The sequence below is a fragment of the Egicoccus halophilus genome, assembly GCF_004300825.1.
GTDB classification, from domain to species: Bacteria; Actinomycetota; Nitriliruptoria; order Nitriliruptorales; family Nitriliruptoraceae; genus Egicoccus; species Egicoccus halophilus.
Map to the genome: position 1 here is coordinate 2,642,492 of NZ_CP036250.1, position 25,625 is coordinate 2,668,116.

General features: G+C 73.5%; 23 protein-coding genes. 8 read left to right on the top strand and 15 right to left on the bottom strand.

Features of this window, described 5'->3' with window-relative positions; genetic code table 11:
• The first annotated feature begins 251 nt into the window (after positions 1-251).
• Positions 252-452: a hypothetical protein gene (locus tag ELR47_RS11865; RefSeq protein ID WP_130650085.1), complete on the top strand. Its 201-nt coding sequence runs from the start codon at positions 252-254 to the stop codon at positions 450-452.
• 137 nt (positions 453-589) lie between these two features.
• On the opposite strand, the gene ELR47_RS11870 is transcribed toward ELR47_RS11865, so the two are convergent.
• Positions 590-5,281, bottom strand: a complete 4,692-nt coding sequence (locus ELR47_RS11870; RefSeq protein WP_130650086.1) for a glutamate synthase-related protein — start codon at positions 5,279-5,281, stop codon at positions 590-592.
• A gap of 253 nt (positions 5,282-5,534) precedes the next feature.
• On the opposite strand from ELR47_RS11870, the gene ELR47_RS11875 reads away from it, so the two are divergent.
• Positions 5,535-6,326: an enoyl-CoA hydratase/isomerase family protein gene (locus tag ELR47_RS11875; protein WP_130650087.1), complete on the top strand. Its 792-nt coding sequence runs from the start codon at positions 5,535-5,537 to the stop codon at positions 6,324-6,326.
• Between the two features lie 25 nt (positions 6,327-6,351).
• On the opposite strand, the gene ELR47_RS11880 is transcribed toward ELR47_RS11875, so the two are convergent.
• The 7 genes from ELR47_RS11880 to ELR47_RS11910 form a co-directional block, all read right to left on the bottom strand.
• Entirely contained in the window at positions 6,352-7,578 is a 1,227-nt protein-coding gene (locus tag ELR47_RS11880) for an ABC transporter permease (RefSeq protein WP_130650088.1), read from the bottom strand.
• A complete protein-coding gene (locus ELR47_RS11885; protein ID WP_205745226.1) occupies positions 7,578-8,471 on the bottom strand; it encodes an ABC transporter ATP-binding protein in 894 nt (297 codons plus the stop codon). The genes ELR47_RS11880 and ELR47_RS11885 overlap by 1 nt, the downstream gene beginning before the upstream one ends.
• Before the next feature lie 106 nt (positions 8,472-8,577).
• Complete coding sequence (locus tag ELR47_RS11890; protein ID WP_130650089.1) at positions 8,578-10,224, bottom strand: acyl-CoA dehydrogenase family protein; 1,647 nt, start codon at positions 10,222-10,224, stop codon at positions 8,578-8,580.
• 125 nt (positions 10,225-10,349) lie between these two features.
• Positions 10,350-11,300 (bottom strand): ROK family protein, encoded by a 951-nt coding sequence (locus ELR47_RS11895; RefSeq protein ID WP_205745227.1) that lies wholly within the window; start codon positions 11,298-11,300, stop codon positions 10,350-10,352.
• 32 nt (positions 11,301-11,332) lie between these two features.
• Positions 11,333-12,277, bottom strand: a complete 945-nt coding sequence (locus ELR47_RS11900; RefSeq protein ID WP_130650091.1) for a DMT family transporter — start codon at positions 12,275-12,277, stop codon at positions 11,333-11,335.
• Positions 12,274-13,284, bottom strand: coding sequence for a TIGR03617 family F420-dependent LLM class oxidoreductase (locus ELR47_RS11905; RefSeq protein WP_130650092.1), 1,011 nt, complete (start codon positions 13,282-13,284; stop codon positions 12,274-12,276). Before ELR47_RS11905 ends, ELR47_RS11900 begins: the two co-directional genes overlap by 4 nt.
• The gene (locus ELR47_RS11910) at positions 13,281-13,763 is read right to left on the bottom strand and encodes a PaaI family thioesterase (RefSeq protein ID WP_130650093.1); all 483 of its coding nucleotides are present in this window, start codon (positions 13,761-13,763) and stop codon (positions 13,281-13,283) included. Before ELR47_RS11910 ends, ELR47_RS11905 begins: the two co-directional genes overlap by 4 nt.
• Positions 13,764-13,890: 127 nt before the next feature.
• On the opposite strand from ELR47_RS11910, the gene ilvD reads away from it, so the two are divergent.
• Both ilvD and ELR47_RS11920 read left to right on the top strand, forming a co-directional pair.
• Entirely contained in the window at positions 13,891-15,573 is a 1,683-nt protein-coding gene (gene ilvD / locus ELR47_RS11915) for a dihydroxy-acid dehydratase (RefSeq protein ID WP_130650094.1), read from the top strand.
• Between the two features lie 68 nt (positions 15,574-15,641).
• Positions 15,642-16,139 (top strand): hypothetical protein, encoded by a 498-nt coding sequence (locus tag ELR47_RS11920; protein ID WP_130650095.1) that lies wholly within the window; start codon positions 15,642-15,644, stop codon positions 16,137-16,139.
• 152 nt (positions 16,140-16,291) lie between these two features.
• Here the strand turns inward: ELR47_RS11920 and ELR47_RS11925 are convergent, their stop codons facing one another.
• Positions 16,292-17,020, bottom strand: coding sequence for a hypothetical protein (locus ELR47_RS11925; protein ID WP_130650096.1), 729 nt, complete (start codon positions 17,018-17,020; stop codon positions 16,292-16,294).
• Between the two features lie 128 nt (positions 17,021-17,148).
• Between ELR47_RS11925 and ELR47_RS19370 the strand changes: the two genes are divergently transcribed.
• Positions 17,149-17,358, top strand: coding sequence for an HNH endonuclease signature motif containing protein (locus ELR47_RS19370; protein ID WP_370469427.1), 210 nt, complete (start codon positions 17,149-17,151; stop codon positions 17,356-17,358).
• A 61-nt stretch (positions 17,359-17,419) separates the two neighbouring features.
• Here ELR47_RS19370 and ELR47_RS11935 read toward each other — a convergent pair whose 3' ends face one another.
• Positions 17,420-17,986, bottom strand: a complete 567-nt coding sequence (locus ELR47_RS11935; RefSeq protein ID WP_130650097.1) for a mismatch-specific DNA-glycosylase — start codon at positions 17,984-17,986, stop codon at positions 17,420-17,422.
• Positions 17,987-18,104: 118 nt separating this feature from the next.
• Positions 18,105-18,338: a hypothetical protein gene (locus ELR47_RS11940; RefSeq protein WP_130650098.1), complete on the bottom strand. Its 234-nt coding sequence runs from the start codon at positions 18,336-18,338 to the stop codon at positions 18,105-18,107.
• 388 nt (positions 18,339-18,726) lie between these two features.
• Between ELR47_RS11940 and ELR47_RS11945 the strand changes: the two genes are divergently transcribed.
• The 3 genes from ELR47_RS11945 (at position 18,727) to ELR47_RS11955 (ending at position 21,546) form a co-directional block, all read left to right on the top strand.
• A complete protein-coding gene (locus ELR47_RS11945; protein WP_130650099.1) occupies positions 18,727-19,545 on the top strand; it encodes a metal ABC transporter ATP-binding protein in 819 nt (272 codons plus the stop codon).
• Positions 19,542-20,399, top strand: a complete 858-nt coding sequence (locus ELR47_RS11950; RefSeq protein ID WP_130650100.1) for a metal ABC transporter permease — start codon at positions 19,542-19,544, stop codon at positions 20,397-20,399. The genes ELR47_RS11945 and ELR47_RS11950 overlap by 4 nt, the downstream gene beginning before the upstream one ends.
• Positions 20,400-20,472: 73 nt before the next feature.
• Positions 20,473-21,546, top strand: a complete 1,074-nt coding sequence (locus tag ELR47_RS11955; protein ID WP_165404032.1) for a metal ABC transporter substrate-binding protein — start codon at positions 20,473-20,475, stop codon at positions 21,544-21,546.
• A gap of 24 nt (positions 21,547-21,570) precedes the next feature.
• Here the strand turns inward: ELR47_RS11955 and ELR47_RS11960 are convergent, their stop codons facing one another.
• From ELR47_RS11960 to ELR47_RS18395, 4 genes are read right to left on the bottom strand one after another with little or no spacing between them, the layout of a single operon-like run.
• The gene (locus tag ELR47_RS11960) at positions 21,571-22,212 is read right to left on the bottom strand and encodes a PaaI family thioesterase (RefSeq protein ID WP_130650102.1); all 642 of its coding nucleotides are present in this window, start codon (positions 22,210-22,212) and stop codon (positions 21,571-21,573) included.
• 56 nt (positions 22,213-22,268) lie between these two features.
• Entirely contained in the window at positions 22,269-23,666 is a 1,398-nt protein-coding gene (locus ELR47_RS11965; protein ID WP_130650103.1) for a hemolysin family protein, read from the bottom strand.
• Positions 23,663-24,982 carry a hemolysin family protein gene (locus tag ELR47_RS11970; RefSeq protein ID WP_130650104.1) on the bottom strand — a complete coding sequence of 440 codons (1,320 nt, stop codon included), beginning with the start codon at positions 24,980-24,982 and terminating at the stop codon, positions 23,663-23,665. Before ELR47_RS11970 ends, ELR47_RS11965 begins: the two co-directional genes overlap by 4 nt.
• A gap of 57 nt (positions 24,983-25,039) precedes the next feature.
• On the bottom strand, positions 25,040-25,621 hold the full coding sequence (locus tag ELR47_RS18395; protein WP_165404033.1) for a TetR/AcrR family transcriptional regulator: 582 nt from the start codon (positions 25,619-25,621) through the stop codon (positions 25,040-25,042).
• Between the last annotated feature and the right edge of the window lie 4 nt (positions 25,622-25,625).

The following is a 25,625-nucleotide window of genomic DNA, read 5'->3' on the forward strand; positions in this document are numbered from 1 at the left end:
GTGTCTGCTCGGTACGGAGTGTAGGCAGCACTCCCCCAGCGCAGCGCCGGCGGTCTCCCCGCCGGCGTTCTTCGTTGTCGCTGGCGTCGAGAACCGGTCCGGAGGCGTCCTCGACCGATGTCAGGGTCCGAGGCAACGCCTCCGACCGCTGCCTCGTCTGCCCTTCGGCGGGCGATGCCCCTGCCTCGTCTGCCCTTCGGCGGGCGATGCCCCTGCCCCACCATCCCTACCACCGTGCAAGGACGTCGCTGATGTTGCATCCCGGACTGACCCACACCGAAGCCGACCTGCGGATCCGCGAGGACCTGCGCGCCGCCGAGGCCCGCAGCGCGCATCCTCGACGGCCACGGCCACCTTCTCGGGTGCGTGCCGTCGTGGCGTCCCGACTGGTCCGCCTGGCGGCGCGTGTCGCCGACGAGCCGGTCGCCGTCGTCGCCCGTCGGGCGGCCTGACCACCGCTCGACCCGCGAGGCCGGCCCCACGTCTGCGGGGCCGGCCTCGCGGCCGATGGGGGGGAGCCGGATCTCCACCCCGGTTCCCCCTGGTAGGGGGAACGAGGCCGCTCGCGGCCGATGGGGGTGGAGCGAATTCAGTCCACGTTGGCGGCGCCGCCGGGCTCGACGGAGGCGACCCGCTCCATCTCGGTCTTCGGGGCGATCCGCCACAGCTTGGTGGCGGCCTGGTCCCAGTCGGTCAGCAGACGCTGGGCGTTGACCGAGCCGGTGAGGGTGGCGTGGCGTTCGACGAGCTCCCGGACCTGGGCGAGCTGTCCACCGTTGGGACGGTGGGCCTCGACCAGCTGCCGGTTGACGTGCGCGAGCAGGTCGCCGGTCGTGTCGAGCACGTAGCACTCGCCGCCGCTCATGCCGGCGCCCACGTTCTGTCCGGTCGGGCCGAGCACGACGACGGTGCCGCCGGTCATGTACTCGCAGGCGTGGTCTCCGGTGCCCTCGACGACCGCCGTGGCGCCAGAGTTGCGCACGGCGAAGCGTTCGCCGGCGCGTCCGGCGACGAACAGCTCACCGCTGGTGGCGCCGTACAGGACGGTGTTGCCGACCAGCACCGGGTCGCCCGCGTCGTCGTGCGGGGCCCGGATCACCAGCCGCCCGCCCCCGAGCCCCTTGCCGACGTAGTCGTTGGCCTCGCCGTCGAGGACGAGCTCGACGCCGCGGCTGACGAAGGCCCCGAAGGACTGTCCGGCCGAGCCGGTGAACCGCAACCGGGCGAGCCCGTGCGGCTCGGCGTCGCCGAACTCGAGCCCGATGGCGCCACCGATACGGGCACCGACGGTGCGGTCGGCATTGGCGATGTCGTAGGTGAACTCGGTGATGCCGCCGAGGAACACCGTCTCGAGCGCGTCGTCGAACGCCCGGTCACCGAGTTCGCTGCGCGGGTCCTGGATCGGCTCGCGCGAGACGAACGAGCGGGCGCCGATGCCGGGCTCGACGAGCAGCGGGGTGACGTCGAGCCGGGCCGCACGGCCCTCGAGGTCATCGCGGGGTTCGAGCAGGTCGACCCGGCCGACCGCGTCGTCGAGGCTGCGCAGCCCGAGCTCGGCGAGCAGGTGGCGGACCTCCTCGGCGACCATCAGCAGGTAGCCGGCGACCATCTCGGGCGTGCCGACGAACTTGTCGCGCAGGTCGCGGCGCTGGGTGGCGATGCCGACCGGGCAGGTGTCGCGGTGGCAGGCGCGGGCCATGATGCAGCCCTCGGCGAACAGTGCGGCGGTGCCGAACGAGTACTCGTCGGCGCCGAGCAGCGCGGCCTTGAGGATGTCGTGGCCGGTCTTGAACCCGCCGTCGACGCGGAGCCTCACCCGCCCGCGCAGCCCGTTCTCGCGCAGGGTGCGCTGGACCTCGGCCAGCCCGAGTTCCCACGGCATGCCGGCGTGCTGGATCGAGGACAGCGGCGAGGCGCCGGTGCCGCCGTCGTTGCCGGAGATGTGGATCGAGTCGGCCAGTGCCTTGACCACGCCGGCGGCGATGGTGCCGATGCCAGCTGCGGCCACCAGCTTGACGTCGACCTGCGCCTGCGGGTTGACCTGCTTGAGGTCGAAGATCAGCTGTGCGAGGTCCTCGATCGAGTAGATGTCGTGGTGCGGCGGCGGGCTGATCAGCGTCACGCCGGGCGTGGTGTGCCGCAGCCGGGCGATCTCGTCGGTCACCTTGTGGCCGGGGATCTGGCCGCCCTCGCCGGGCTTGGAGCCCTGCGCCATCTTGATCTGGAGCAGCTCGGCGTTGGCGAGGTAGGCCGGCGTCACGCCGAAGCGTCCGGAGGCGACCTGCTTGATGCGGCAGTCGAGGTCGCGCTCGCTGCCGCGGGTGGCGAAGCGGGCCGGGTCCTCGCCGCCCTCACCGGAGTTGGCCCGACCGCCGATCAGGTTGAGTGCGGCCGCCAACGTCTCGTGAGCCTCGGCCGACAGCGCACCGTGCGACATCGCTCCGGTCGAGAACCGGCGGGCGATGGCGGACGCCGGCTCGACTTCGTCGAGGGGGACGGCGCCACCGGTCGCCCGCGGACGCAGGAAGTCGCGTGGGTAGGCGACCGGCCGCGATCGCACGGTCTCGGAGAACACCTGGTAGAGGTCGTAACGCCCCTGTTCGGACGCCGCCCGCAACAGCTGGGCGGTGCGACCGTCGACCTGGTCGACGTCGGAGCCGGGCAGCAGGTCGTCGGGGGCGTCGAGGGCGAACGGGTCGGTCCTGGGACGGCGGCCGAGCCCGAGCGTGTCGTGCAGCGCGTCGATGACCGGCTTGTTCATGTCGTGGTACTCGCCGCCCTTGCGCCACTTGATGATGCCGGGGCTGGGCAGGTCGGGCAGGGCGTCGTCGGCGGCGGCGAACGCCTCGGCGTGCTGGGCCAGGACGTCCTCGGCGAGGTCGTCGAGCGTCAGGCCACCGAGCGTCGACACGGTGCCGGTGAAACAGCGTTCGACGACGTCGGGTCCGAGCCCGAGCGCCTCGAAGATCTGGGCGCTGCGGTAGCTGTCGAGGACGGAGATGCCCATCTTGGACATGATCTTGAGCACGCCGTCCTCGACGGCGTTGCGGTAGCGCTCCTGGGCGACGTTGGCGGTCGGGCTGTCGCCACCGATGCGGCCCTCGTCGGCGAGGTCGGCGATGGTCTGCAGCACCAGCCGCGGCACGATCGCGTCGGCGCCGTAGCCCAGCAGCGTCGCGGCGTCGTGGGTCTCGCGGGCCTCGTCGGTCTCGGCGACGATCGAGGTACGCGTGCGCAGACCTTCGTCGAGCAGGTGCTGGTGCACGGCACCGACGGCGAGCAGGATCGGCACGCGGCAGTGGTCCTCGTCGACCCCGGCGTCGGAGACGACGACGATGCCGGCACCGGCGCGTACGTGGGCGGCGGCCTCCCGGCCGAGGCGGTCGAGCGCATCACGCAGCCCGGCCGGGCCGTCGGCAACGGGGAAGGTCGCGTCGACCGCCATCACCGCGAACGGGATCTCGGGGTCGAGCACGAGACGCTGCAGGCCCTCCGGGTACAGGAAGAACGACCCGAGCTCGAGCAGCCGCGCCGCCTCGGGACGCTCGGTCAGGATCGGTTCGCGCGGCCCGAGCAGGGTCCGCAGGCTCATCACCTGCGACTCGCGGTAGTGGTCGATGGGTGGGTTGGTGACCTGGGCGAAGCGTTGCTTGAGGTAGTGCGAGACGGGCCGGCGCACCTGGCTGAGCGGCTCGATCGGGGTGTCGTCCCCCATCGAGGAGATCGTCTCCTTGCCCTGCGTCGCCATCGGCCGCAGGATCGAGATGACCTCCTCCTTGGTGAACCCGAACGCGAGCTGGCGTCGTTGCAGGTCCGCCGGCGCGCTCTCGACCGGCAGGCCCGCCCGCACCGGCTGCAGGTGCTGGTGCAGCCACTCGCCGTACGGCTGGCGCCGGGCGAGCTGCAGCTTGATCTCGAGGTCCTCCTGCAGGCCGCCCTCGTCGGGGTCGACGCACAGCATCTGGCCGGGGCCGAGGCGTTCCCGACGGATGGTGCCGTGCTCGGCGGACGGCGTGCTGGTGGGCACCGCGCCGACCTCGGAGGAGGCGACGACGGTGCCGTCCTCGCACACGTGGTAGCGCAGCGGGCGCAGGCCGTTGCGGTCGAGCGTCGCACCGACGCGACGCCCGTCGGTGAAGATCAGTCCGGCCGGGCCGTCCCACGGCTCGACCAGGCCGGCGTGGTAGCGGTAGAAGTCGCGGACGTTCGGGTCGAGGTCACGGGCGCCCTCCCACACCTGCGGGACCAGCATCGCCTGGGCGTGGCGGACGTCACGACCGCCGCGGACCAGCAGTTCGAGTCCCTGGTCGAGCTTGGCGGAGTCGGACTGGTCGTCGTCGACCACCGGGACGAGCAGCGAGGGCTCGACCCAGTCGCTGCCGTCGACCGAGAGCGACCCCTCGACGAGCTGTCCCTCACGGGCGCGCATCAGGTTGCCGTTGCCGGCGATGGTGTTGATCTCGCCGTTGTGGCACAGCATCCGGAACGGCTGCGCCCGCTCCCAGCTCGGGGTGGTGTTGGTCGAGAACCTGGAGTGGAAGATCGCGAGCGCGCTGGTGAAGCGCTCGTCGTCGAGGTCCGGGTAGAAGGTGCCGAGCTGGTCGGCGTTGGCCATGCCCTTGTAGGTCACGGTGACGAACGAGCACGAGGCGGCGTAGAAGCGTGCCCCGGCGGCCTCGCAGTTCTTGCGGGCCCGGCGGCGCAGGCGGTAGGCGACCCGTTCGGCCTGGCGGTCGTCGACGGGGCCGTCCTCGCCGTCGGGGCGCACGAACAGCGCCTGCTCGAGAGCCGGCTGCACGGCGGCGGCCATCTCGCCGATGACCGACGGGTCCGAGGGCACCTCGCGCCAGCCGACGAAGCGCACGCCCTCGGCGGCGCAGGCCTTCTCGAAGGCGCCACGGGCGGTCGCCCGGTCCTGCTCGGCCTCGGACGTCGTGCCGGGCGTGAGGAACAGGAACGCGACCCCGAGCGCCTCGGCGGGGACGTCGGCCGCGCCGAGCTCCGCCGCCCAGGTGGCGACGAGGTCGCGCGGGATCTGCGTCAGGATGCCGGCACCGTCCCCGGACAGCCCGTCGGCGGCCACCGCTCCGCGGTGCTCGACGCCGTACAGGCCCTGCAGCGCCTTGGCGACGATGCTGCGCCGCGGTCGACCGTCGACGTGCGCCACGAACCCGATCCCGCAGGCGTCGCGTTCACCACGCGGGTCGAACGCGGTGGCGCGGGCGGCGCGACGCGCCGCCGGCGAGGCGTGGTCGGGCGGAGGGAGGTCGACGGAGGTCACGGGAAGGCCTTCGACTCAAGGCGCGGCGTCGATCGACGCGCGCACGAACGGCAGGAACCAGCAGGCCGACGTCGAGTGGCGGCGCCACGCGAGATGGTCGCCGCCGGAGGCACGAAAAAACGGCGCCCCGTCGTGTCGGGAGCGCCGTTGCTCGTCGACAAGCCTACCGGTCCGCCCGGCCGGATGTCCATCCAGGAAGGTGCGGACGCGCTGCCTAGAGTCCGACCGCCGACCCACGAGAGGAGCGACGCCCGTGTCCGTAGGCCTCGACCGGCACGACGACGGGATCGTCGTGCTCACGCTCGACGACCCCGAGCGTCGCAACGCCATGACCGTCGACATGGGCGACGCGCTGCGCGACGCCACGGCCGAACTGCGCGACGACGCCGGGCTGCGCGCCGTGGTGCTCACCGGCACACCTCCGGCCTTCTCGGCCGGCGGTGACCTCGACATGCTCGAGGACCTCGCCCGCCGCACCCGCGAGGAGGGCTACGACGCCACCGGCCACATGCGCGCCTTCTACGGCCGGTTCCTCAGCGTGCGCGACCTGCCCGTCCCGGTCGTGGCCGCGATCAACGGCCACGCCGTCGGTGCCGGGCTGTGTGTCGCACTCGCCTGTGACCTGCGCATCGTCGCCGAGGACGCCAAGGTCGGCCTCAACTTCTCCCGCCTGGGCCTACACCCGGGCATGGGTGGCTCGTGGCTGCTCGCCCGCATCCTCGGCCACCAGCGCGCCGCCGAGTGGCTCTACACCGGCCGGCTCGTGCGTGGCGCCGAGGCCGCGGCGCAGGGCCTGGCGCTCGAGGCGGTGCCCGCCGGGGACGTCCTGCCGCGCGCGCTCGCGCTGGCCGGCGAGATCGCCGCCGCGTCCCCGGTCACGGTGCGTCAGCTCAAGCGGACGCTGGCCACCACCGCCGACGCCGACCTCGACACCGCCCTGGCCCGCGAGGCAGCCTGCCAGGCGGTCAGCTACGGCACCGACGACCTGCGCGAGGGCCTCGCCGCCGGCCGCGAACGTCGCACCCCCGACTTCCCCGGCCGCTGACGGCATCCGAGGGCGCCGGACGCGGTCAGTCGCGGGCGCCGCGCCAGGCGGTGCGGTACCCGACGCGCCCGCCGCTGCGCAGGATCGATCCCTCGTAGAGCCGCGCGGCGAACAGCGTGAGCAGCACGGCCGTCACCGCCACGATCAGGCCCGACAGCGCGGCCTCCCACAGCGGCAGCTCGACCAGCGCCAGGCGCACCGGCACCACGAACGGCGCCGAGAACGGCACGTAGGTCGCGACCACCGCGATCGTGCTCTCAGGGGCGTTGAGCGCCGGGAAGGCCAGGAAGAACGCGAAGATGATGATCGCCCACAGCGGCATGACGACGGCCTGCAGGTCCTCGACCCGGGACGCCAGGGCCGCGAGCCCCCCGGTCACGCCGGCGTAGAGGGCGAAGCCGAGCACGAAGAACACGATCACCGAGACCACCGCAGCGCCGACCCCCGGCGGCAACAGTCCCGGATCGCGCAGCAGCACCAGCAGCAGTGCCGGCGCGAGAATCACGATGATCTGGAGCGTGCCGACGACCCCGAGCCCGATCAGCTTGCCGCCCAGCAGCTGCCGCGGCGGCACGGTCGGCAGCATCAGCTCGACGACCCGGGAGCCCTTCTCCTCGATGACCCCGGTCGCCACCATCTGCGCGAAGAAGATCAGCGCCAGGTACAGGAAGAACGAGCCGACGTAGGCGACGCCGAAGCGGGCCGCCGCCGTGTCCGCGTCGACGCCCGCACCGGTCTCCACGATGTCGACCTGGACGGGCGCCGCCCGCAGGGCCACCCCCACCTCGTCGGCGTCGGCGCCCGCGTCGTCGAGCGCGGTCGCGACCCCGAGCGCCTCGGACACCCCGGGTGGGACGGGAGGGACGAAGGGACCCTCGGCGGGAGGAGCGAGCAGTCGCCGACCACCGTCGAGGATGGCGAAGTCGGCCCCCTCGGCGACCGCCTCGCGTGCCGCCGCCTCGTCGGCGACGTCCCGGTAGTCGGGCGGCTGGCCGAGACGGGCGTCGAGGGCCGTGCGGGCGGTCTCGGGGAGCTCACCGACCACGGCGACCTCGAGGGTCGGCCCGGTCGCGACCGCGCCGACAGCGGGCGCATCGTCGCCGCCGCCGAACAGCTCGTCGCCCGCGAGGACGAACAGCGCCCCGGCGAACACGACCACCGCGATCAGCACCGTCGTGCCGACGAACGCCTTGGAGCGCAGGCGCTGGCGGATCTCCCGACCGGCGACGAGCAGGATCTGTCGGGTGCGCATCAGACCGGCTCTCCCACCGCGTCGCGGAACAGCTCGGACAGACGTGGCTGCTCGAGGCTCATGCGGACCACCGGACCGCTCTGGCGGGCGTGCTGGAGCACACCGACCGGGTCGACGTCGTCGTCGAGCACGAGCGTGAACTCGTCGCCGTCGCGGGCCACGACCCGCGCCTCGGGCGGGATGCTCGCGATCCACCGCTCCGGCCCGTCGACGACCACACGCAACCGCGTCGGCCCACGACTCTTGAGCTCGGCCACGTCCCCGTGCAGGACCGTGCGGCCGCCGTTGACGATCGCGACCGTGCTGCACAGGTCCTCGACGAGGTCGAGCTGGTGGGACGAGAACACCACCGCCGCACCACGTTCGGCCTGCTCGCGCAGCAGCGCCGACATCATGTCGACGGCCAGCGGGTCCAGCCCGCTGAACGGCTCGTCGAGCACCAGCAGTTCCGGTTCGTGCACCAGCGCGGCGGCGAACTGCACCCGCTGCTGGTTGCCGAGGCTCAGCGCCTCGGTCGCATCGCCGATCCGCTCGGCCAGCCCGAGCCGCTCGAGCAGCACCTCGACCCGGGCGTTGGCCGTGGTCCGGTCGAGACCGTGCAGGCGGGCGAAGTACACCAGCTGCTCACCGATCGGCATCTTGGCGTACAGGCCGCGTTCCTCGGGCAGGTAGCCGGTGCCGGCCCGCACGTCGGCGGTGATCGGGACGCCGTCCCAGCGCACCTCGCCGCCGTCGAGCCGGGTCACGCCGAGCACGGCCCGCATGGCGGTGGTCTTGCCGGCGCCGTTGGGGCCGAGGAAGCCGCACAGCTCCCCCCGACGCACGTCGAACGACAGCCCGTCGAGGGCGACGACGTCGCCGAAGACCCGTCGCAGTTCCTGCAGTTCCAGCACGCCGCCAACCCCTGGTCGCCCGGTCGCGGCCGGTGGCCGGCACCCGGGACCGGCACCCTAGGGACGGGCCGGCGGACCCGCCAGTCGGCGCGTCGTGCGCGGCGGGCTACGCGGCGGACGGCGGGTCGCGCAGTGCGTCGGCCAGCAGCGTGCGGGCGATCACGCGCAGCGCGAGGACCTCGTCGGCGCCCTCGAAGATCGACAGCACCCGCGCGTCGACGAACAGGCGCGACACGGTGTACTCCTCGGCGTAGCCGTAGCCGCCGTGGATCTGCTGCGCCTCGCGGGTGACCCACTCGGCGACCCGGCACGACAGCTGCTTGAGCTGGCTGGCCGCCAGGGCGGCGTCGTCGTCGCCGCGGGCGAGCCGTCGGGCCACGTCGGTGGCGAACACCCGGCAGGCGGCGATCATCGCCGCCATCCGCGCGATCTTGGTCCGGTTGAGCTCGTAGCCCGCCAGCGGCGTGCCGAAGACGTGGCGCTGCTGCGCGTAGCCGCAGGCGTGCTCGAGGGCGGACTGCATCACCCCGAGCGCCCGCGCCGCGGTCTGCAGCCGCGCGTTCGCGAACGCCTGCATCTGCAGGTAGAAGCCGCGGCCGAGGCCGTCGTCCTCGCCGATCAGGTTCGCGTGCGGCACCCGCCAGCCGTCGAGGACGACCTCGAACGAGTGCATGCCGCGGTAGCCCAGCGTCGGGATCGCCCGGGCGTCCATCGCGCCGCCCGCGTCCTGCGACACCTGCCAGGCGTGCCCGTCGAACGACGGCTTGTCGACCACGAACAGGCTCAGGCCCCGGTGACCGAGCGAGCGGTCCGGGTCGGTGCGGGCGAGCACCAGCAGGTACTCGGCCCGACCGGCGAAGGTGCACCAGGTCTTGACGCCGTTGAGCACCCACTCGTCGCCGTCGCGGGTGGCCGAGACCTTGACCCCGGCCACGTCGGAGCCGACGTCGGGTTCGGTGACCGCGACACCGCACATCTTCTCGCCTGCCGCGATCGGCGGCAGCCAGCGCTGCTTCTGCTCCTCGGTTCCGCCCTTGAGGATGGCGGTGCCGATGATCTCGGGCCGGGTGATCAGGGAGCCGGCCACACCGAGCGATCCGCGCGAGAGCTCCTCGGTGACCAGCACCATGTTGAGCAGCTCGTCCTCCCCGCCGGCCGAGAACCCGCCGTACTGCTCGGGGATCGACAGGGCGAAGCAGCCGAGCTCCGCCAGTCCGTCGACGACGTCCTGCGGGATGTCGCGGTCCTCGCGGTGGACCTCCTCGGCGACCGGCACGACCTTGTCCTCGGCGAACCGGCGGAAGGTCTGCCGGACCATCTCGAGTTCCTCGTCGAGGTGGCGCGGTCCGGCCTCGCCGGTGGTGAGCACCCGCTCGGCGAGCCCGGCGAGGACGCCCGGGTCGCGTCCCGCGGCGACGGCGTCGGCGACCCCGGCGAGCGGGTCGGCTCCGAGGCCCCAGGCGGCGAGGCGGCCGGCGGTGCGGCCCTGCAGGTCCGCGGCGACGTCGGCCGCCCAGGCCAGCGCCAGGGCCGCCTCGTGGTCCCCACGCTCGCCGTAGGCCAGCAGCTGGCGGGCGGCGGCGACCGCCGAGGCGATCGAGGCGAGGTCGTAGGCGACCGTCTGGTGCTCGTCGAGCCGGCCGGTGCTGATCCGCCCGTCCTGCGCGCAGCGCCCGGCGAGCGCCCGCGTCGAGGTGGCGACCGCCTCCTCGAGTGCGGTGACGATGGACCGTGCCTGCGCCAGCGGCTCCACGGGCGTGCCTCCCTCGGTGGCCGTCGCGTGTCGGATGCCGACACGCGCCCCGGCAGCCTGCCACCGCGCCGCGGGCACCTCCAAGCCGAGGCGGACACGCCCGGTGCCGGCCTCGGCCTCGACCCTCAGATCTCGGCGGCCAACAGCGCGGCACCGATGGCTCCGCCCTCGTCGCCCAGTTCGGCGGCCACGACGCGGATCCGGGGCGGCTGCAGGAACAGGTGCGGCCGCATCGCCGCGTCGACCCGGGAGCGGAACCAGCCGCCGAACCGGTCGGCGAACCCGCCGCCGAGCACGACCACGTCGACGTCGAGCAGGTTCACCGCGCTGGCGATGCCGGCACCGAGCGCCTCGATGGCATCGTCGAGCAGGTCGGCGACCAGCGTGTCGCCGCGCTCGTAGGCGGCGGCGAACACGCCCGAGGTGGCCCGGGCCTTGCCCTTGTCCTCCATGACGTCGAACAGGATCGTCGACGTGCCGGCCGCCTTCGCCCGCTCGGCGGCCAGCGTCATCGCGCGGCGGCCCGCGTAGGCCTCGACGCAGCCGCGACGACCGCACGGGCACACCGCACCGCCCTGCCGGACCACGATGTGCCCGAACTCCCCCGCACCGCCCGCGCCGCCCTCGAAGGGACGACCGCCGAGGATGATGCCGCCGCCGACGCCGGTGCCGACGTGGACGGCGAGCAGGTCGTCGGTGCCGCGTCCGGCACCCAGGCGGTGCTCGGCGACCGCTGCCGCCGTGACGTCGTTGGTGACCCGGACCTCGCGACCGACCTTCTGCTTGAGCAGGTCGGCCAGCGAGAAGCGCTCGAGGAACCCGGGGACGTTGGAGGCGCCGCCGACCGTGCCGGCCATGACGACGCCGGGTGAGCCGACGCCGACGCCGGTGACCTCGTCGATGTCGCGGCCCGCGTCTCCCAGCGCGTCGCGTACCGCGGCGTCCATCACGTCGATGACCCCGGTGCGGTCCCCCGTCGAGGGGGTGCGCAACTTGGCCCGCCCCAGCCGTTCCTCGCCGTCCAGCACGACGGCGTAGATGTTGGTGCCGCCCAGATCGATGCCGACCGTGACCACGCGTGATCCTCCGTTGACCAGGGACCGGCAGCCTAGCGGTCGGGCACCGCCCGACCCGGGGTCGGATCGGCCGGGGCGTCGACCCGACGACCGCGGCCGGCGAGCGCCAGCCCGACCGTGACCAGCGCCGCGCCCGCGAGCGCCCCCGCCGACAGGCGTTCACCGACGACCGCGACGGCCAGCACGGTCGCGGTCAGCGGCTCGGCGAGGGTGAGCGTCGTGGCCGTCGGGGCGTCGACGCTGCGCAGACCGGCGGCGAACAGGGTGTAGGCCAGCGCGATGGTCCCCACGGCGAGCCAGGCGATCATGACCAGGCCGTCGGTCCGTCCGATCCAGGCGACGCCGTGGGGCAGCAGCGCCGGCACCAGCAGCACCCCGCTGACCGCGAAGGTGAGGGCCACCCCGGCCGTGCCGTCCACCTCCCGGTCGACCATCCGCTTCGACGCCACCGTGTAGGTCGCGTACGCGGCGCCGGCGGTGAGCGCGGTCACGACCCCCGCCGGCGAGGTGGTGCCCGCGTCGGGGCCGGCCCCCGCGTCGGACCCGCCGAGCACGAGCAGCGCGGTGCCCACCACCGTCACGCCCGTGGCGGTCATCCACCGCCGGCCCGGCCGGCGGCCGGCCAGCGCCTCGAGCACCCCGGCCCACACCGGGGCACTGCCGATGGCGAGCAGCGTGCCGACCGCGACACCGGCCGCGCGGATGCCGGTGAAGTAGGCCCACTGGAACACCGAGATGGCCGCCGCGGCGCCGAGCAGCGGCCCCCGTGCCACGCGGGCCACCGTGGCGATCGCCGCCCGACCCCGCCAGGCGACCACGACGGCGAGCAGCACCGCCCCGCCGGTGAGCGTGCGCAGTGCCGCCACCGCCGGCGGCCACGCCTCGGGCGGGCCGAGCTCCTGGGCGGTGCCGGCGGTGCCCCACAGCGTCGCCGCCGCGAGCACCAACAGCGGCCCACGGCCGTCGGCCCGGCTCATCCCGCCAGGTCCCGCACGAGGCGGGCGACGTCGTCGACGGACGGGACGAACGGGGTGTAGAGGCTCACCCGGTCGGCCAGGCCGGCGTAGCGGTCCCGGATCTCGGTGCCCAGCCGGTCGGGCGGCGCGACCAGCGCGAAGGTGTGCAGCACCTCGTCGTCGATGGCCGCTGCCATCGCCTCCCACTCGCCGCGCAGGGAACGGGCGTGCAACTGCTCGTGCAGACCGCCCCAGCCGTGCAGGTCCAGCACGGGCCGGTAGGCCGGCGTGGAGCCGTAGAAGGCGATCTGCTGGCGCACGAACGCCTCGGACGCGGCCACCTCGGCGTCGTCGTGGCCGGTCACGGCGAACACCGGCAGCACCACCTCGAGCCCGTCGCGGTCACGTCCCGCCCGTCGGGCACCGGCGGTCAGCGCCGGCAGCGTCACCTCACGCAGGTAGCGGTCGGTGGTGAACCCGTGGCAGAGCAGCCCGTCGGCGACCTCCCCGGCCACCTCGGTCATCCTCGGGCCGACCGCAGCGAGCCACACCGGTGGTGCGCCGTGGCCGTGGTCGGGCGGCGTGAAGAACGGCGTCATCAGCGTGTGGCGGTAGAACTCGCCGCGGTGGGCCAGCCGCTCACCGGTCGCCCAGGCGTGCCAGATCGCGCGCAGGGCCTGCACGTGCTCGCGCATCCGCGCGGCGGGCGCCGACCAGGTCGCGCTGAAACGCTTCTCGACGTGGGCCTTGACCTGCGAGCCGAGGCCGAGCACGAAGCGGCCGCCGGTGAGGTCCTGCAGGTCCCACGCCGCCTGCGCGACGTGCATCGGCGAGCGGGGGAAGGCGACCGCGATCGCGGTGCCCACCTGCAGGCGCGAGGTGGCGGCCCCGGCGGCGGTGCACGCCAACAGCGGCTCGTGAGCGGTCTCGCCGGTGAACCACCCGTCGTAGCCGGCGGCCTCGGCGGCGGCCGCCGAACCGGCGGCGCTCGGCAGCCGGGTCCCGAGCAGCATCGCGTCGAGCTTCATCGGCCCCCTGCCAGCCGGTCGGCGGGCACGCACTGCACCCGGACCTGCCCGCGCGCGACGTCCTTGCCGTCCTCGGACCGGCGCACCGTCACCTGCCACAGCTGCTGCGCGCGGCTCAGGTGCAGCGGTGTGCCCTCGATCTCGACCCGGCCGCTGCGGTGCGCGCGCAGGAAGTCGGTGGTGTTGCTGACCCCGACGGCGACCTCGTCGCGCGCTGCGGCGTGCAGGGCCGCGCCGACCGACGCGATCGACTCCACGACCGCGCACCACACGCCGCCGTGCACGATCCCGTAGGGCTGGTGGTGGCGCTCGTCGACCTCCAGCGACGCGGTCAGTCGATCGAGCGCCAAGGTGCCCCACGCGAGCCCGACGACGCCGGTCGCGAAGACGTCGCGTGCGAGCAGCGGCACCTCGTCGGCCGGCACCGTCTCCCCCGCCTGCAGGCGCGGCAGCAACTCGCCCAGCGTCGCCTCGGTCATCGGCGCCTCCTCGTCGTTGGGTGCGGCCCGGCACGCTACCCGTGCGTTTCGACGTCCCCGTACCGGTGTGGTCAGATGGCGCGCCGTTCCCGCACGGCCGGGACGGTGACGTGTCGAGGAGGACGCCATGGCCGACCACAAGCCGCACAGCCGGGACGTGACCGACGGCTACGAGCGCGCGCCCGCCCGGGCGATGCTGCGCGCCGTCGGGATGACCGACGAGGACTGGGGCCGCTCGCAGGTCGGCGTGGTCTCGTCGTGGAACGAGGTCACCCCCTGCAACCTGCCGCTGGACCGGCTGGCCAAGCAGGCCAAGGAAGGCGTCCGCGAGGCGGGCGGCTTCCCGATCGAGTTCGTGACCATCGCCGTGTCCGACGGGATCTCGATGGGCCACGAGGGCATGCGCGCCTCGCTGGTGTCGCGGGAGGTGATCGCCGACTCGGTCGAGACCGTCATGCACGCCGAGCGCCTCGACGGGATGGTCACCTTCGCCGGCTGCGACAAGTCACTGCCCGGCATGGCGATGGCCGCCGCCCGCCTCGACGTGGCCAGCGTGTTTCTCTACGGCGGCTCGATCCTGCCGGGCCGGCACCACGGCCGCGACATCACCATCCAGGAGGTGTTCGAGGCCGTGGGTGCGCGCGGCCGCGATCAGATCGACGACGAGGAGCTGGGCGCGATCGAACGGGCCGCCTGCCCCTCGGAGGGGTCGTGCGGCGGGATGTTCACCGCCAACACCATGGCCTCGGCGATCGAGGCGATGGGGCTCGCGCTGCCCGGGTCGTCGGCCGCGCCGGCCACCGACCCGCGCCGCGACGAGTTCGCCCGCCGCTCGGGCGAAGCGGTCGTGGCCCTGCTCGAGCAGGGCATCACCGCCCGGCAGATCATCACCCGGGCGTCGCTCGAGAACGCGATCTCGGTGGTGATGGCCGTCGGCGGGTCGACCAACGCGGTGCTGCACCTGCTCGCCATCGCCCGCGAGGCCGAGATCGAGCTGACGCTGGCGGACTTCGACCGCATCGGCCGGCGGGTGCCGCACATCGCCGACACCAAGCCGGGCGGCCGCTACGTGATGAACGACGTCGACCGGGTCGGTGGCGTGCCGGTCGTGATGAAGCAACTGCTCGACGCCGGCCTGCTGCACGGCGACGCGCTGACCGTCACCGGACGCAGCATCGGCGAGGAGCTCGAGGCGCTCGACGTGCCCGCGCCCGACGGCGAGGTCGTCCGGGCGCTGGACCGGCCCGTCCACGCCGAGGGTGGGCTCGCCATCCTCCACGGTTCGCTGGCGCCCGACGGCGCGGTCGTCAAGGTCGCCGGCCTCGCCGAGAACCAGCTCGTGTTCGAGGGCCCGGCCCGGGTGTTCGACGGCGAGCCCGGCGCGATGGAGGCCGTCCTCACCGGCCAGATCGTCGACGGTGACGTGATCGTGATCCGCTACGAGGGACCCAAGGGCGGCCCCGGCATGCGCGAGATGCTGGCGGTCACCTCGGCGGTCAAGGGGGCCGGGCTCGGCTCGAGCGTCGCGCTGCTGACCGACGGCCGCTTCAGCGGCGCCACCCACGGCTTCTCGATCGGGCACGTCGCGCCGGAGGCGACCGACGCCGGGCCGATCGCGTTCGTCCGCGAGGGCGACCGCATCCGCATCGACGTGCCCAACCGCACCATGGACCTGCTCGTCGAGGCCGACGAGCTCGACCGGCGCCGGCAGGGCTGGCAGCCGCTGCCGCCGCGCTACACCCGAGGCGTGCTCGCCAAGTACGCCCGTACGGTGCGCTCGGCCAGCGAAGGTGCGACCACCTCGGTGTGATCGTCCGGCCGGCAGCCCTCCTCGGCGCTGCCGGCCGTCGCCGGACCGGCCGCAGGAGAGGAGACGGTGTGCAGTTCGAAGAACTCCGCTACGTCTGCCAGGAGGCGGCCATCGAGGTCGTGCGCAGCAACGACCGGCCGATCCCGCCGACGGTCGTCCTGCCCGGCCCGCAGCGGACCCAGCTGGTGGCGCTGCCCGACTTCCCCGAGGACGACGAGGTCCGCCACGCGCTGCTGGCGCAGTTCGCCGCCGACCGCATGACCCCCGAGGCGATCCCCGCCTGGGGGTTCGTGGCGGAGGCCGACGTCAACGGGGCCGACGCCGTGATCACCGTGTTCGGCGCCCGCCGGCACGCGCCGCACATCACCGCGTCCCGGTTCACCGAGGAGGGTGGGCTCGAGGCGTTCGTGCCTTCCGAGGAGCTCGACCCGACCGCGCTGCCGTTCCTGCACCCGCTCCAGCACGCGGTCGACGCCCTGCCGGCGCAGCCGCCCGCCGGACCGGGTGGGCCGGGCGGGCCGGACGACGTCCTCGGTAGCGGCGGTCTGCCGATCCACCCGGACTGATCCCTACGCTCGCGCATGTGGGCGGACGTGGAGACCCACCTGCCCCACGCTGGCCGAGCCGGGTCGACCTCGCGCCGTCCGCCCGTCGGCTGGTGTCGATCGCGACGAGCCCCCGGAGAAGTCCGGGGGCTCGTCGCGAAGGTGACGACGGGTCAGTTGTCGATGAACAGGATGTCCACGATCATCGCCGTCGTGCAGACGAGTCCCGGCACGTCGACCTCGATCACCTCGAACTCGTCACCGGGCACGGGGATGTTGGGGAGGAACCAGGGCGTCGGGATCGTGAACCCGTCGTAGCCGGCGTACGCCGCGACCACGCAGGACTCCCAGCCCAGGTACACCTCGGTCTCGGCGTCGACGCCGAGGTCGAAGACCGGCCGGTAGGTGTCGCTCGTCCCCGGCGCACCGATGACCCCTTGCTGGGACGCGCCGTAGGTCACGAGCAGCATCAGGTCGAGCTCGACGGTGAGGATCAGCTGTCCCTCGACGGACACGCGGAGGTAGCCGATGTCCAGGTCGCGCAACGCGTCCGGGATCAGGCCGAGGACCGGACCGAGCGGGCCGAGATCGACATCGGTGAAGTCCTCGGCGAGGTCCACCAGGTCGAGCAGTTCCCCGAGGGTCAGGTCCTGGCGGAAGAGCGTGAGGTCGAGGTCGTAGAGCTCGCGTTCGTAGTCGACGACCCGACCGAGATCGATCTCCTCGGTGTAGACGCAGGACGCGGTGCCGCGGTCCCTGGACCACTCACCGCCGAGCGCCTCGCACCGCGGCTGGTTGATGATGTCCTGTCCCTGGGCATGCCCCCCGCCGCCGACCGGCGGGCCACCCCTGGGTTGGGCGAGGGCCGCCGGAGCGAACAGCCCCAGGGTCATGGCGATCACGGACAGTAGTGTCGTTACCCGTCGCAAGGCGGGGCCCCTTCACTCGAGCAGGGGGGCCAGCCCCCCCCCGCTGGAGCGCGTCACGGTAGGGAACCCGTCGGACTCCTACGACGGCCATTCGGCCGAACCTGCGCCGGGGGGTAGAAGGCGCTCGACCCGGCTGCCGCGCACCGACCGCCTGGACCGACCTCCACCACGTCGTCCCCCGCCGCCGCGACGGCCCCACCACGGTCGACAACCTCGTCTGCCTGTGCCGACGCCACCACAGGCCGTCACCGACGGTCACTGGCGCCCACGAACACCGCCTCTCCGGCAGCGACCCACCCCTGCGCGGCTGACGCGGCGCGCCGGACGACGCCCGGGCAGGGCCGGGCCCGTCGCCTCCGAGGTCCCGGCGGATCACACGATGCTGGCGGCCTCGGCGACCTGCCGATACCAGGCGGCGAGGCTGTCGATGGTCTCGTGCGCGTTGAGTCCGCTCGGGTTGGGCACCACCCACAGCTCGGCGCCGGCCAGCGGCTCGGGTTGCCGGCCCATCTGCGCCTTGGGACGTCCGAACGCGCTGCGGTACGCGGTCACGCCGGCGATCGCGACGACCTTCGGGGCCCAGGCCTCGAGGCGGGACACGAGCGCCTCACCGCCCTCCCGCAGTTCCGCCCGCGTCAGCTCCGAGGCGGCCGCGGTCGCGCGTGGCACGACGTTGGTGATGGCGATGCCCCGATCGGTCAACTGCCGGCGGTCCGCATCGTCCAGGCCCTCGACCCGATCCAACACCCGGTCGGTGATGCCGGCACGGTGCAGGGCCGGGTAGAACCGGTTGCCCGGATGCGCGAAGTGGGTCTGCGTCGCCGCGGTCCACAGACCCGGGTTGATCCCCACGAAGACCAGTCGCGGCGGCCACTCGCCGACGAGGTCGGGAACCGTCGCGTCGCGATGAGCCTCGAGTTGCTCGCGGGACAGCCCCACCTACGCCCCCACCGGTTCGACGACACGGAGACGCAGCCTGTCAGGCGGCACCGCGCGGCCGCCAATCCGTGCGCGCGCCCGGCGGCGCCTCACGTCGGCCGGCCGCCGGGAGACCGGGTCACGTCCAGGTGGAGCGGTCCCACGGGAACGGGCCCGCGGCCGCCGTCGGCGACACCGGTGGACGGCAGGCGATGGTCACCAACTGACCGTCGCGCCGTTCGACGCCCTCCAGGGCCGGGCAGGCCATGCAGAGTTCCACGCTGACGTCGACACCGACGCGGGCGCAGCCCACCAGGCCGCGTTCGTCGACGGGATGCAGGCGGGGGTCGGTGCGGGGGCGTAGGCGCCTCATGGCGTGATCTCCTGGCCGGACTCGCCCAGCCTGACCCCCGCCCCCGACCACTGGCAGGGCCGCAGGTCACGTGGCGAGGGGACCATCGCCGGACCGCGCCGCGGACCGACGTGGAACCGGGCGGCCGGTTCCCCCCGGCCGCCCGATCGGATGTCGCGTGCCCGCGCGTTGTGGCCGGACGCTAGCTTGAAGCCTGCCTGAAGGCGCGACTTCGGAGCGGGTGTTGCGCTGCCGCACAGCGGTGTCCGGCGAATGGCGACGGTGGAGCGCGGGCGAAGGGAGCGGATCGCCCGCCGCCGAACCGCGAACGCCATGGCCTCGTATGCTGTTGCAACCCGTTCGCAGGCAGTCGCCGGTGTCCTCCCGCTTCCCCGCTCCGCATCCTCTCATGGCGCCTGCTCCGGCCGTCGAGCTCGTCGACGTGACGGCCGGGTACGGCGCCGTGCCGGTGCTCGAGCGACTCTCGCTGCGCGTCGAGGCCGGTGAACTCGTCGGGGTCGTCGGCCCGTCGGGGGCCGGCAAGACCACGTTGCTGCGTCTGCTCACGGGGGATGCTGACCGCCACCACGGTGAGGTCCGGCTGTTCGGCGAGCCCGTGGGACGCCGGCCGCCCCGCCGGGTCGGGGTCGTGCCGCAGCTCGGAACGATCGACTGGGACTTCCCGTTGCGGGTGCGCGAGGCCGTCCTCCTGGGCCTGGTCCCCCGGACGCGTCGCGTGCCGTGGTTCGCCCGTGACGAGCGGCAACGGGTCGACACCCTGCTCGAGCGCCTCGGCATCGGGGAACTCGGTGACCGTTTCATCCGGGAGCTCTCGGGCGGACAGCAACAGCGGGTGCTGCTCGCCCGCGCGTTGGTCCGCGAGGCGGACCTGCTGCTGCTCGACGAGCCGACGTCCGGCGTCGACCTCGCCACCCGGCACGACGTCCTGCACCTGATCGGGGAGCTCAACGCCGAGGGCATCGCCGTGCTGCTCACGACCCACGATCTCAACTGGGTCGCGACGCACCTGCCACGCATCGTCTGCTTCGCCTCCGGCGTGGTCGCCGACGGGCCACCCGGGAGCGTGCTCACCTCCGAGACCCTGATGCTCACCTACGGCGCGCCGATGCGGGTCGTCCGCGACGGCGGCACCGTGGTCGTCGTCGACGAGGAGCCGCTGCTGGAGGCCCGCTCCCCCGCCGTACCGCCGACGCGGCCCCTCGGATGACGCTGCTCACCGAGCCCTTCGCGTACGCCTTCTTCACCCGCGCGGTCGTCGCCGGGGTGCTGGTCGGGGCGATGTGCGGCGCCCTGAGCGTGTTCGTGGTCCTGCGGCGGATGAGCTACATCGGGCACGGGCTCTCGCACGCGGTCGTGGGTGGCGTCGCCGTCGCGGTCGCCCTCGATCGGAGCCTCTACCTCGGTGCCGCGGTGGCGACGGTGATCTCGGCACTGCTCATCGACCGTGTGGCCCGGCGGCGCGGCCTGCACGCCGACGCGTCGATCGGCATCGTGACGACCGCGATCTTCGCGCTGGGTGTCCTCGTGGTGTCGCTGGTGCCGGTGCGGGTGAACCTCGAGGCGGTGCTGTTCGGCAACGTGCTGGGGGTCACCCGGGCCGACCTCTTCGTCGCGGGTGGTGTCGGCACGGCGCTGCTGCTGGTGCTGCTGCGGTGGTGGAAGGTCTTCGTCGGCGTGACCTTCGATCCACAGGTGAGCCGGGTGCACGGCGTACCCACCCAGGCGGTCGAGCTCGCGTTCAACCTGCTCGTCGCGGCGGTGGTGGTCGCCAGCATCCGGGTGCTCGGCGTCCTGCTGATCGCGGCGGCGGTCGTGATCCCGGGGGCGCTCAGCCGCCTGGTGTCCCGCTCGATCGGCGCGATGGCGCTGCTCGCGGTCGCGACCGGGGTGCTCGCGTCGCTCGTCGGGCTCTACGGCTCGTTCCATCTCAACGTGCCTTCGGGACCGGCGATCGTCCTCGTCGGCGCCGTGGCCTTCCTCGCGACCTACCTGGCCACCTCGCTCGCCGCGCGACGCCGGGTGCGCCGCGCGCGAGTTGCTGCCGCCCCGACTCCCTCCTAGCGTCTTGTTGCGAACAGCTCGCAACGATTCGAGGCCTCCCGTGCGTCCCCACTCCCGCTCATTGACGACCTCGTTGGTCCTCTCGTTGCTGCTGCTCGCCTGTGGCGGCGGGGACCCGTCCGCCGACCGGGCGACGCCGACCGAGGACACCGTCGCCGTCGACGACCGAGGAGACGCGTCCACCGGCACCGATGAGGCCGCGGACGAGGCGACGGACGAGGCGGAGGCCGGCGCGGTCCTGCGGGTCGTCGCCACCGTCGCACCGGTGGCCGATCTCGTGCGCCGGGTCGGCGGTGACCGGGTCGAGGTCGACACGCTGGTGCCCGCCGGCGCCGACAGCCACACCTACGAGCCCCGCCCGCAGGACGTTGTCGGCCTGTCGTCGTCGGACGCCTTCTTCGGGGTCGGGCTCGACCTCAACCCCGCCAGCGTCGCGCTCGCGGAGTCCTCGCTTCCCGAGGACGCACCCGTGCTGCTGCTCGGCGAGCACCTCGCGAGCGAGGACCTCGTCCACGACCACACCCACGACGACGGGCACACCCACCACGACGACGGGCACACCCACGACGACGGCCACACCCACGACGGGGCGGGGCCCGGCCCGAACCCGCACGTCTGGACCAGCGTCCGTCTCGCCGGCGACCTCGTCGAGGCGATCCGCGAGGGTCTGACCGACCTCGACCCCGAAGGTGCCGAGGCCTACCGGCAGCGTGCCGAGGAGCTGCGGAGCGAGCTCGCCGACCTCGACGACGCGATCGTCGACGCGGTCGCCACGATCCCCGACGACCAGCACACCCTGGTCGCCTACCACGACGCCTGGAGTTACTTCGCCCGCGACTACGGCTTCGACCTGGTCACGGCCGTGCAGCCCTCCGACTACGCCGAGCCCAGCGCCGGTGACGTCCGCGAGGTCATCGACCTGGTCCGGGAGCACGACGTGCCGGCGGTGTTCGGCAGCGAGGTGTTCCCCACGGACGTGGTCGACACGATCGCCGCCGAGACCGGCGCGACCTACGTCGGGGACCTCGCCGACGACGAGTTGCCCGGCGAGCCCGGTGACCCGGAGCACGGCTACGTCGAGCTCATGCGCCGCAACGCCGCAACGGTCGTCGAAGCGCTCGGGGGCGACGCCGCTGCCCTGGAGTGAGCGACCGGCGTTGCGTCGCGGGCGTCAGGTCCGGAATCGGCTCAGGTCGATCACCACGAAGGTGGCCTCGGCCGTCGCGACCACCTCACCCTCGGTGCCGTCGGCACCGAGCACGCGCGCCTCGGCGACCGTGCGCCGCTTGCGCCCCTCGACGGCCTCCACGCGGGCCCGGAACCGCAGCGGCTGCCCGATCGGCGTCGCGGCGAGGTAGCGCACCGTCAGCTGGCCGGTGAACCCGGGCTCCTGGCGCAGCGTGAGCAGGTAGCCGAGCACGTCGTCGAAGATCGCCGCCACGATCCCCCCGTGGGACCGTCCCGGTGCGCCCTCGAAGGCCGCACCGAGCGACACCTCGGCGACCGCCTCGTCGGCCTCACGGTGGACCTCGATGGCGATGCCCATCGGGTTCCACGGACCCGACACGAAACACTCGTCGAAGTGCACGACCCTTCCGCCGTCGGGCACGTCGATGTCGAACATCCGGCGCTTGAGCTCCAACAGGTCCCGCTGACGCGGGGGCTGGCCTTCGAGGTCGGCCGCCACCCGGTCCGCGGTCGTCGCGACCCGCTCGAGCAGGTCCTCGTCGGCCTCGTGCGCGATCAGCGCGTGCGACAACCGGCGCAGCGCCGCGGCCGCTCGCGCCCGCACGTCGGCATCGGTCTCGGTCACGGACACCTCGGCTCCTCCCCGGCGACCCGTCACCCGGCCGCCGACCGCCCGGGACCCTAGTGGCCGTCGTCCGCGCCACCCGCTTCGTCGCCGTCGGCACCGACCTCCTCCGGGGCACGGACCTCGATCTCCCCGGCCCGGCGTCCCTCGAGCGTGAGCACGGTCAGCTCCCAGCCGTCCACGGTCGTGAACCGGTCCCCCGGCTCGAGCAGCCGGCCGAGCTGCTCGACCACCGCGCCCGAGACCGTCTCCGCCTCGCCGTCGAGCTCCAGACCGGTGAGCCGTCCCAGTTCGTCGCGCCGCATCGTCCCTGGCACGACCCAGCTGCGCTCGTCCTCGGCCCGGGCGTGCTGTTCGGCGTCGAACTCGTCGGCGATCTCGCCGACGAGCTCCTCGACCACGTCCTCGAGGGTCAGCATGCCGGCCGTGCCACCGAACTCGTCGACCACCAGGACGGCATGGCTGCGCTCGTCGAGCATGTCGCGTAGCAGCTGCTCGAGATCGCGCGACTCGGGCACGGCCGGGATGGGGCGCAACAGGTCGGCCACCGTCAACGCCACGAGCTCGGCGTCCTCACGGATCAGCACGTCCTTGACGTGCACGAGCCCCACCACGTGGTCGATGTCGTCGTGGTAGACGGGGATGCGGGTGTGTCCGGTCTCGGACGCGAGCTCGAGCACCTCGGGCAGCGTTGCGGTGTCGGGCAGGGCCGCGAGGTCGACCCGCGGGGTCATCGCCGCCTCCGCGTCGATGCGTGCCAGCCCCAGGGCCGCGTCGAGGACCTGCGCGTCCTGCACCGTGATGGTGCCCAGCTGCTGCGACTCGGCCAGGGCCAGCGCCAGCTCCTCGGCCGTGTGCACGAGCTTGTGCTCGTCCACCGGCTGCACGCGCACGAGCCGGACCAGGGCGTTCGCCAGGCCGTTGAGCAGCAGGATCAACGGCCGCAGGGCGGTGACGAACCAGCCGAACGGACGCGCGAGCCGCAGCGCGACCTCCTCGGCCCGCGCCAGTGCCAGGTTCTTGGGCGCCATCTCGCCCACGACCATGTGCAGGAACACCACGATGGACAGGGTGATCGCGAGCGCGACCGCCGGGACGAGCCCGGTGGGCAGCGCCGTCACCCCGAGCCAGCGCACCAGCAGCGCCGCGACCGCCGGCTCGGCGACCGCACCCAGGGCCAGCGAGCACATGGTGATGCCCAGCTGCGCGCCGCTGAAGGTGACCGACAGCTCGGTCAGCGCCTCGAGCGCACGTCCGGCGCGCGGGTCGCCGGCCTCGGCCGCCTCCTCGATGCGGGTCCGCCGGGCGGCCAGCAACGAGATCTCGGCCGCGACGAAGGCACCGTTGGCCAGCAACAGCACGAGACCCAGCAGGATCGCCCACGGGTTGACCGGGGTGTCGGCCGCCGCGCTCACGTCCACGGCCAGTGGCAGGGCAGCGAGCAGCTCGCTCATGGACGCACCGCCGGTCCGCCGGGTGGGCGGCGCAGCGCCAGCTCGGTGATGCGCACGCCCTCCACGCGGGTGACGGACAGCTCCCAGTCGTCGAGTGCCACCCGTTCGCCCGGCTCGGGGATGTGTCCGAGGCGGTCGAGCACGAACCCGGCGATGGTCTCGTACTCACCGTCGGGGACCGGTACCCCGAACAACTCGTCGAGACGCTCGATGCGCAGCGAGCCCTTGACGAGGTGGCGGCCGGCGCCGACTCGGCGCACGTCGTGTCCGGCCCGGTCGAACTCGTCCTCGATGTCGCCGACGAGCTGTTCGAGCACGTCCTCGACGGTGACGATGCCCGCCGTGCCGCCGTACTCGTCGATCGCGAGCGCGAACGTGCGCTGCTCCCGACGCAGGTCGGTGATCAGGCGCCGCAACGGCTCGCTCTCGGGGACCGCCAGGGCCGGCACGACGACCGTCCGCAGGGGTGTCGTGGCGTGGTCCTCGGTCGCCACCTGCAGCAGGTCCTTGACGTGGACGGTGCCCAGCACGTCGTCCTCGTTGCCGGTGTGGACCGGGAACCGGCTGTGACCGGTTCGGCGGGCGGCCTGGCGCAGGTCCGCGAGCGTGTCGTCGGCCGCCAGCCACCGCACGTCCGGGCGGGGGACCATCACCTCGCCGACCCGGGTGTCGCCCAGGGCGACCGCCCGGCGCAGCAGTTCGGTCTGCTCGACCGTCAGGCTGCCCTCGGCGCCCGAGGCGCTGATGATGCGGGCCAACTCGTCCAGCGAGTGCCCGCCCTCGAGCTCCGCCGGGGTGTCGACGCGGAAGACCCAGCGGGAGACGGACTCGGCGGACCGGTCGAACACCCGGATGACCGGTCCGAGCACGATGCCGAACGCCCGGGTCACTGGCACGACCGCCCGCGCCACCTCGAGCGGTCGGGAGATGGCGAGGTTCTTCGGGAACAGCTCGCCCAGCACCATCTGCGCCATCGTCGAGAGCAGGAACGCGAGCGCGACCGAGACGCCCAGCGCCGCTCCCTGGGGGATGCCCACCGCGTCCAGCAACGGACGGATCAGCGTGTCCCCGATGGCCTGTTCGGCCACGTAGCCCAGGATCAGCGACGTCGCGGTGATGCCGAACTGCGCCGTCGACAGCGCGAACGACAACTGCGAGAGCTCGCGGACGACCATGCGGGCACGCCGGTCCCCCGTCTCGGCGGCGTCCTCGACCACCGGACGCCGCAGCGACACCAACGCGAACTCGATCGCGACGAACAACCCGTTGGCGACGATGAGCGCCACGACGAGCAGCAACGCCAGGGCCCCGGTCACGCGGGTGCCGAGGGCGGGTGCGGGCGGCGATGGCTGGGGTCGTCCACGCCGCGCAGGCTAGCGCTCCGCCGGCTGCGGCTGCGGTGAGCGGACCCGGACCAGCAGACGGCGGGCGTGCGCACGCATGTCGAAGTCCGGGTCGAGCAGCGCGGTGATGCCCAGGCCCGTCAGCCCGGCCAGCAACGTCTCGGCCAAGGCCTGTGACTCCGCGCTCGTCAGCGTGCGGTCCTCGCGACGCCAGGCGTCGGCGAACCGCTCGACCCGCCACCGGTGGCTGCGCATGGTGCGAGCGCCGACGTCCGCGTCGGTCAGTCCGCGTCCGACCGCCAGTTGCAGGTAGATGCGCGCGATCGGGCGGTCGTCGGTCAGAAAGGCCACGAACGCGTCGACGAGCTCGTCGAGACTGTCGGTACCGGCCCTGGCCGGGTCGGGGTCCACCGCCTCGATGGCCTCGCGCACCACCTCGAAGACGGCCGCCTCCTTGGACTCGAACAGGTTGTAGAAGCTGCCCGCCCCGACCCCCGCCTCGTCGGTGATGGCCTTCAGGGTGACCGCTTCGACCCCCAGCTCGGACACCAGACGTCGGGTCGCGTGCAGGATGCGTTCCCTGGTCTGCAGGCCCACCCGGTAGCGCGCCACCCAC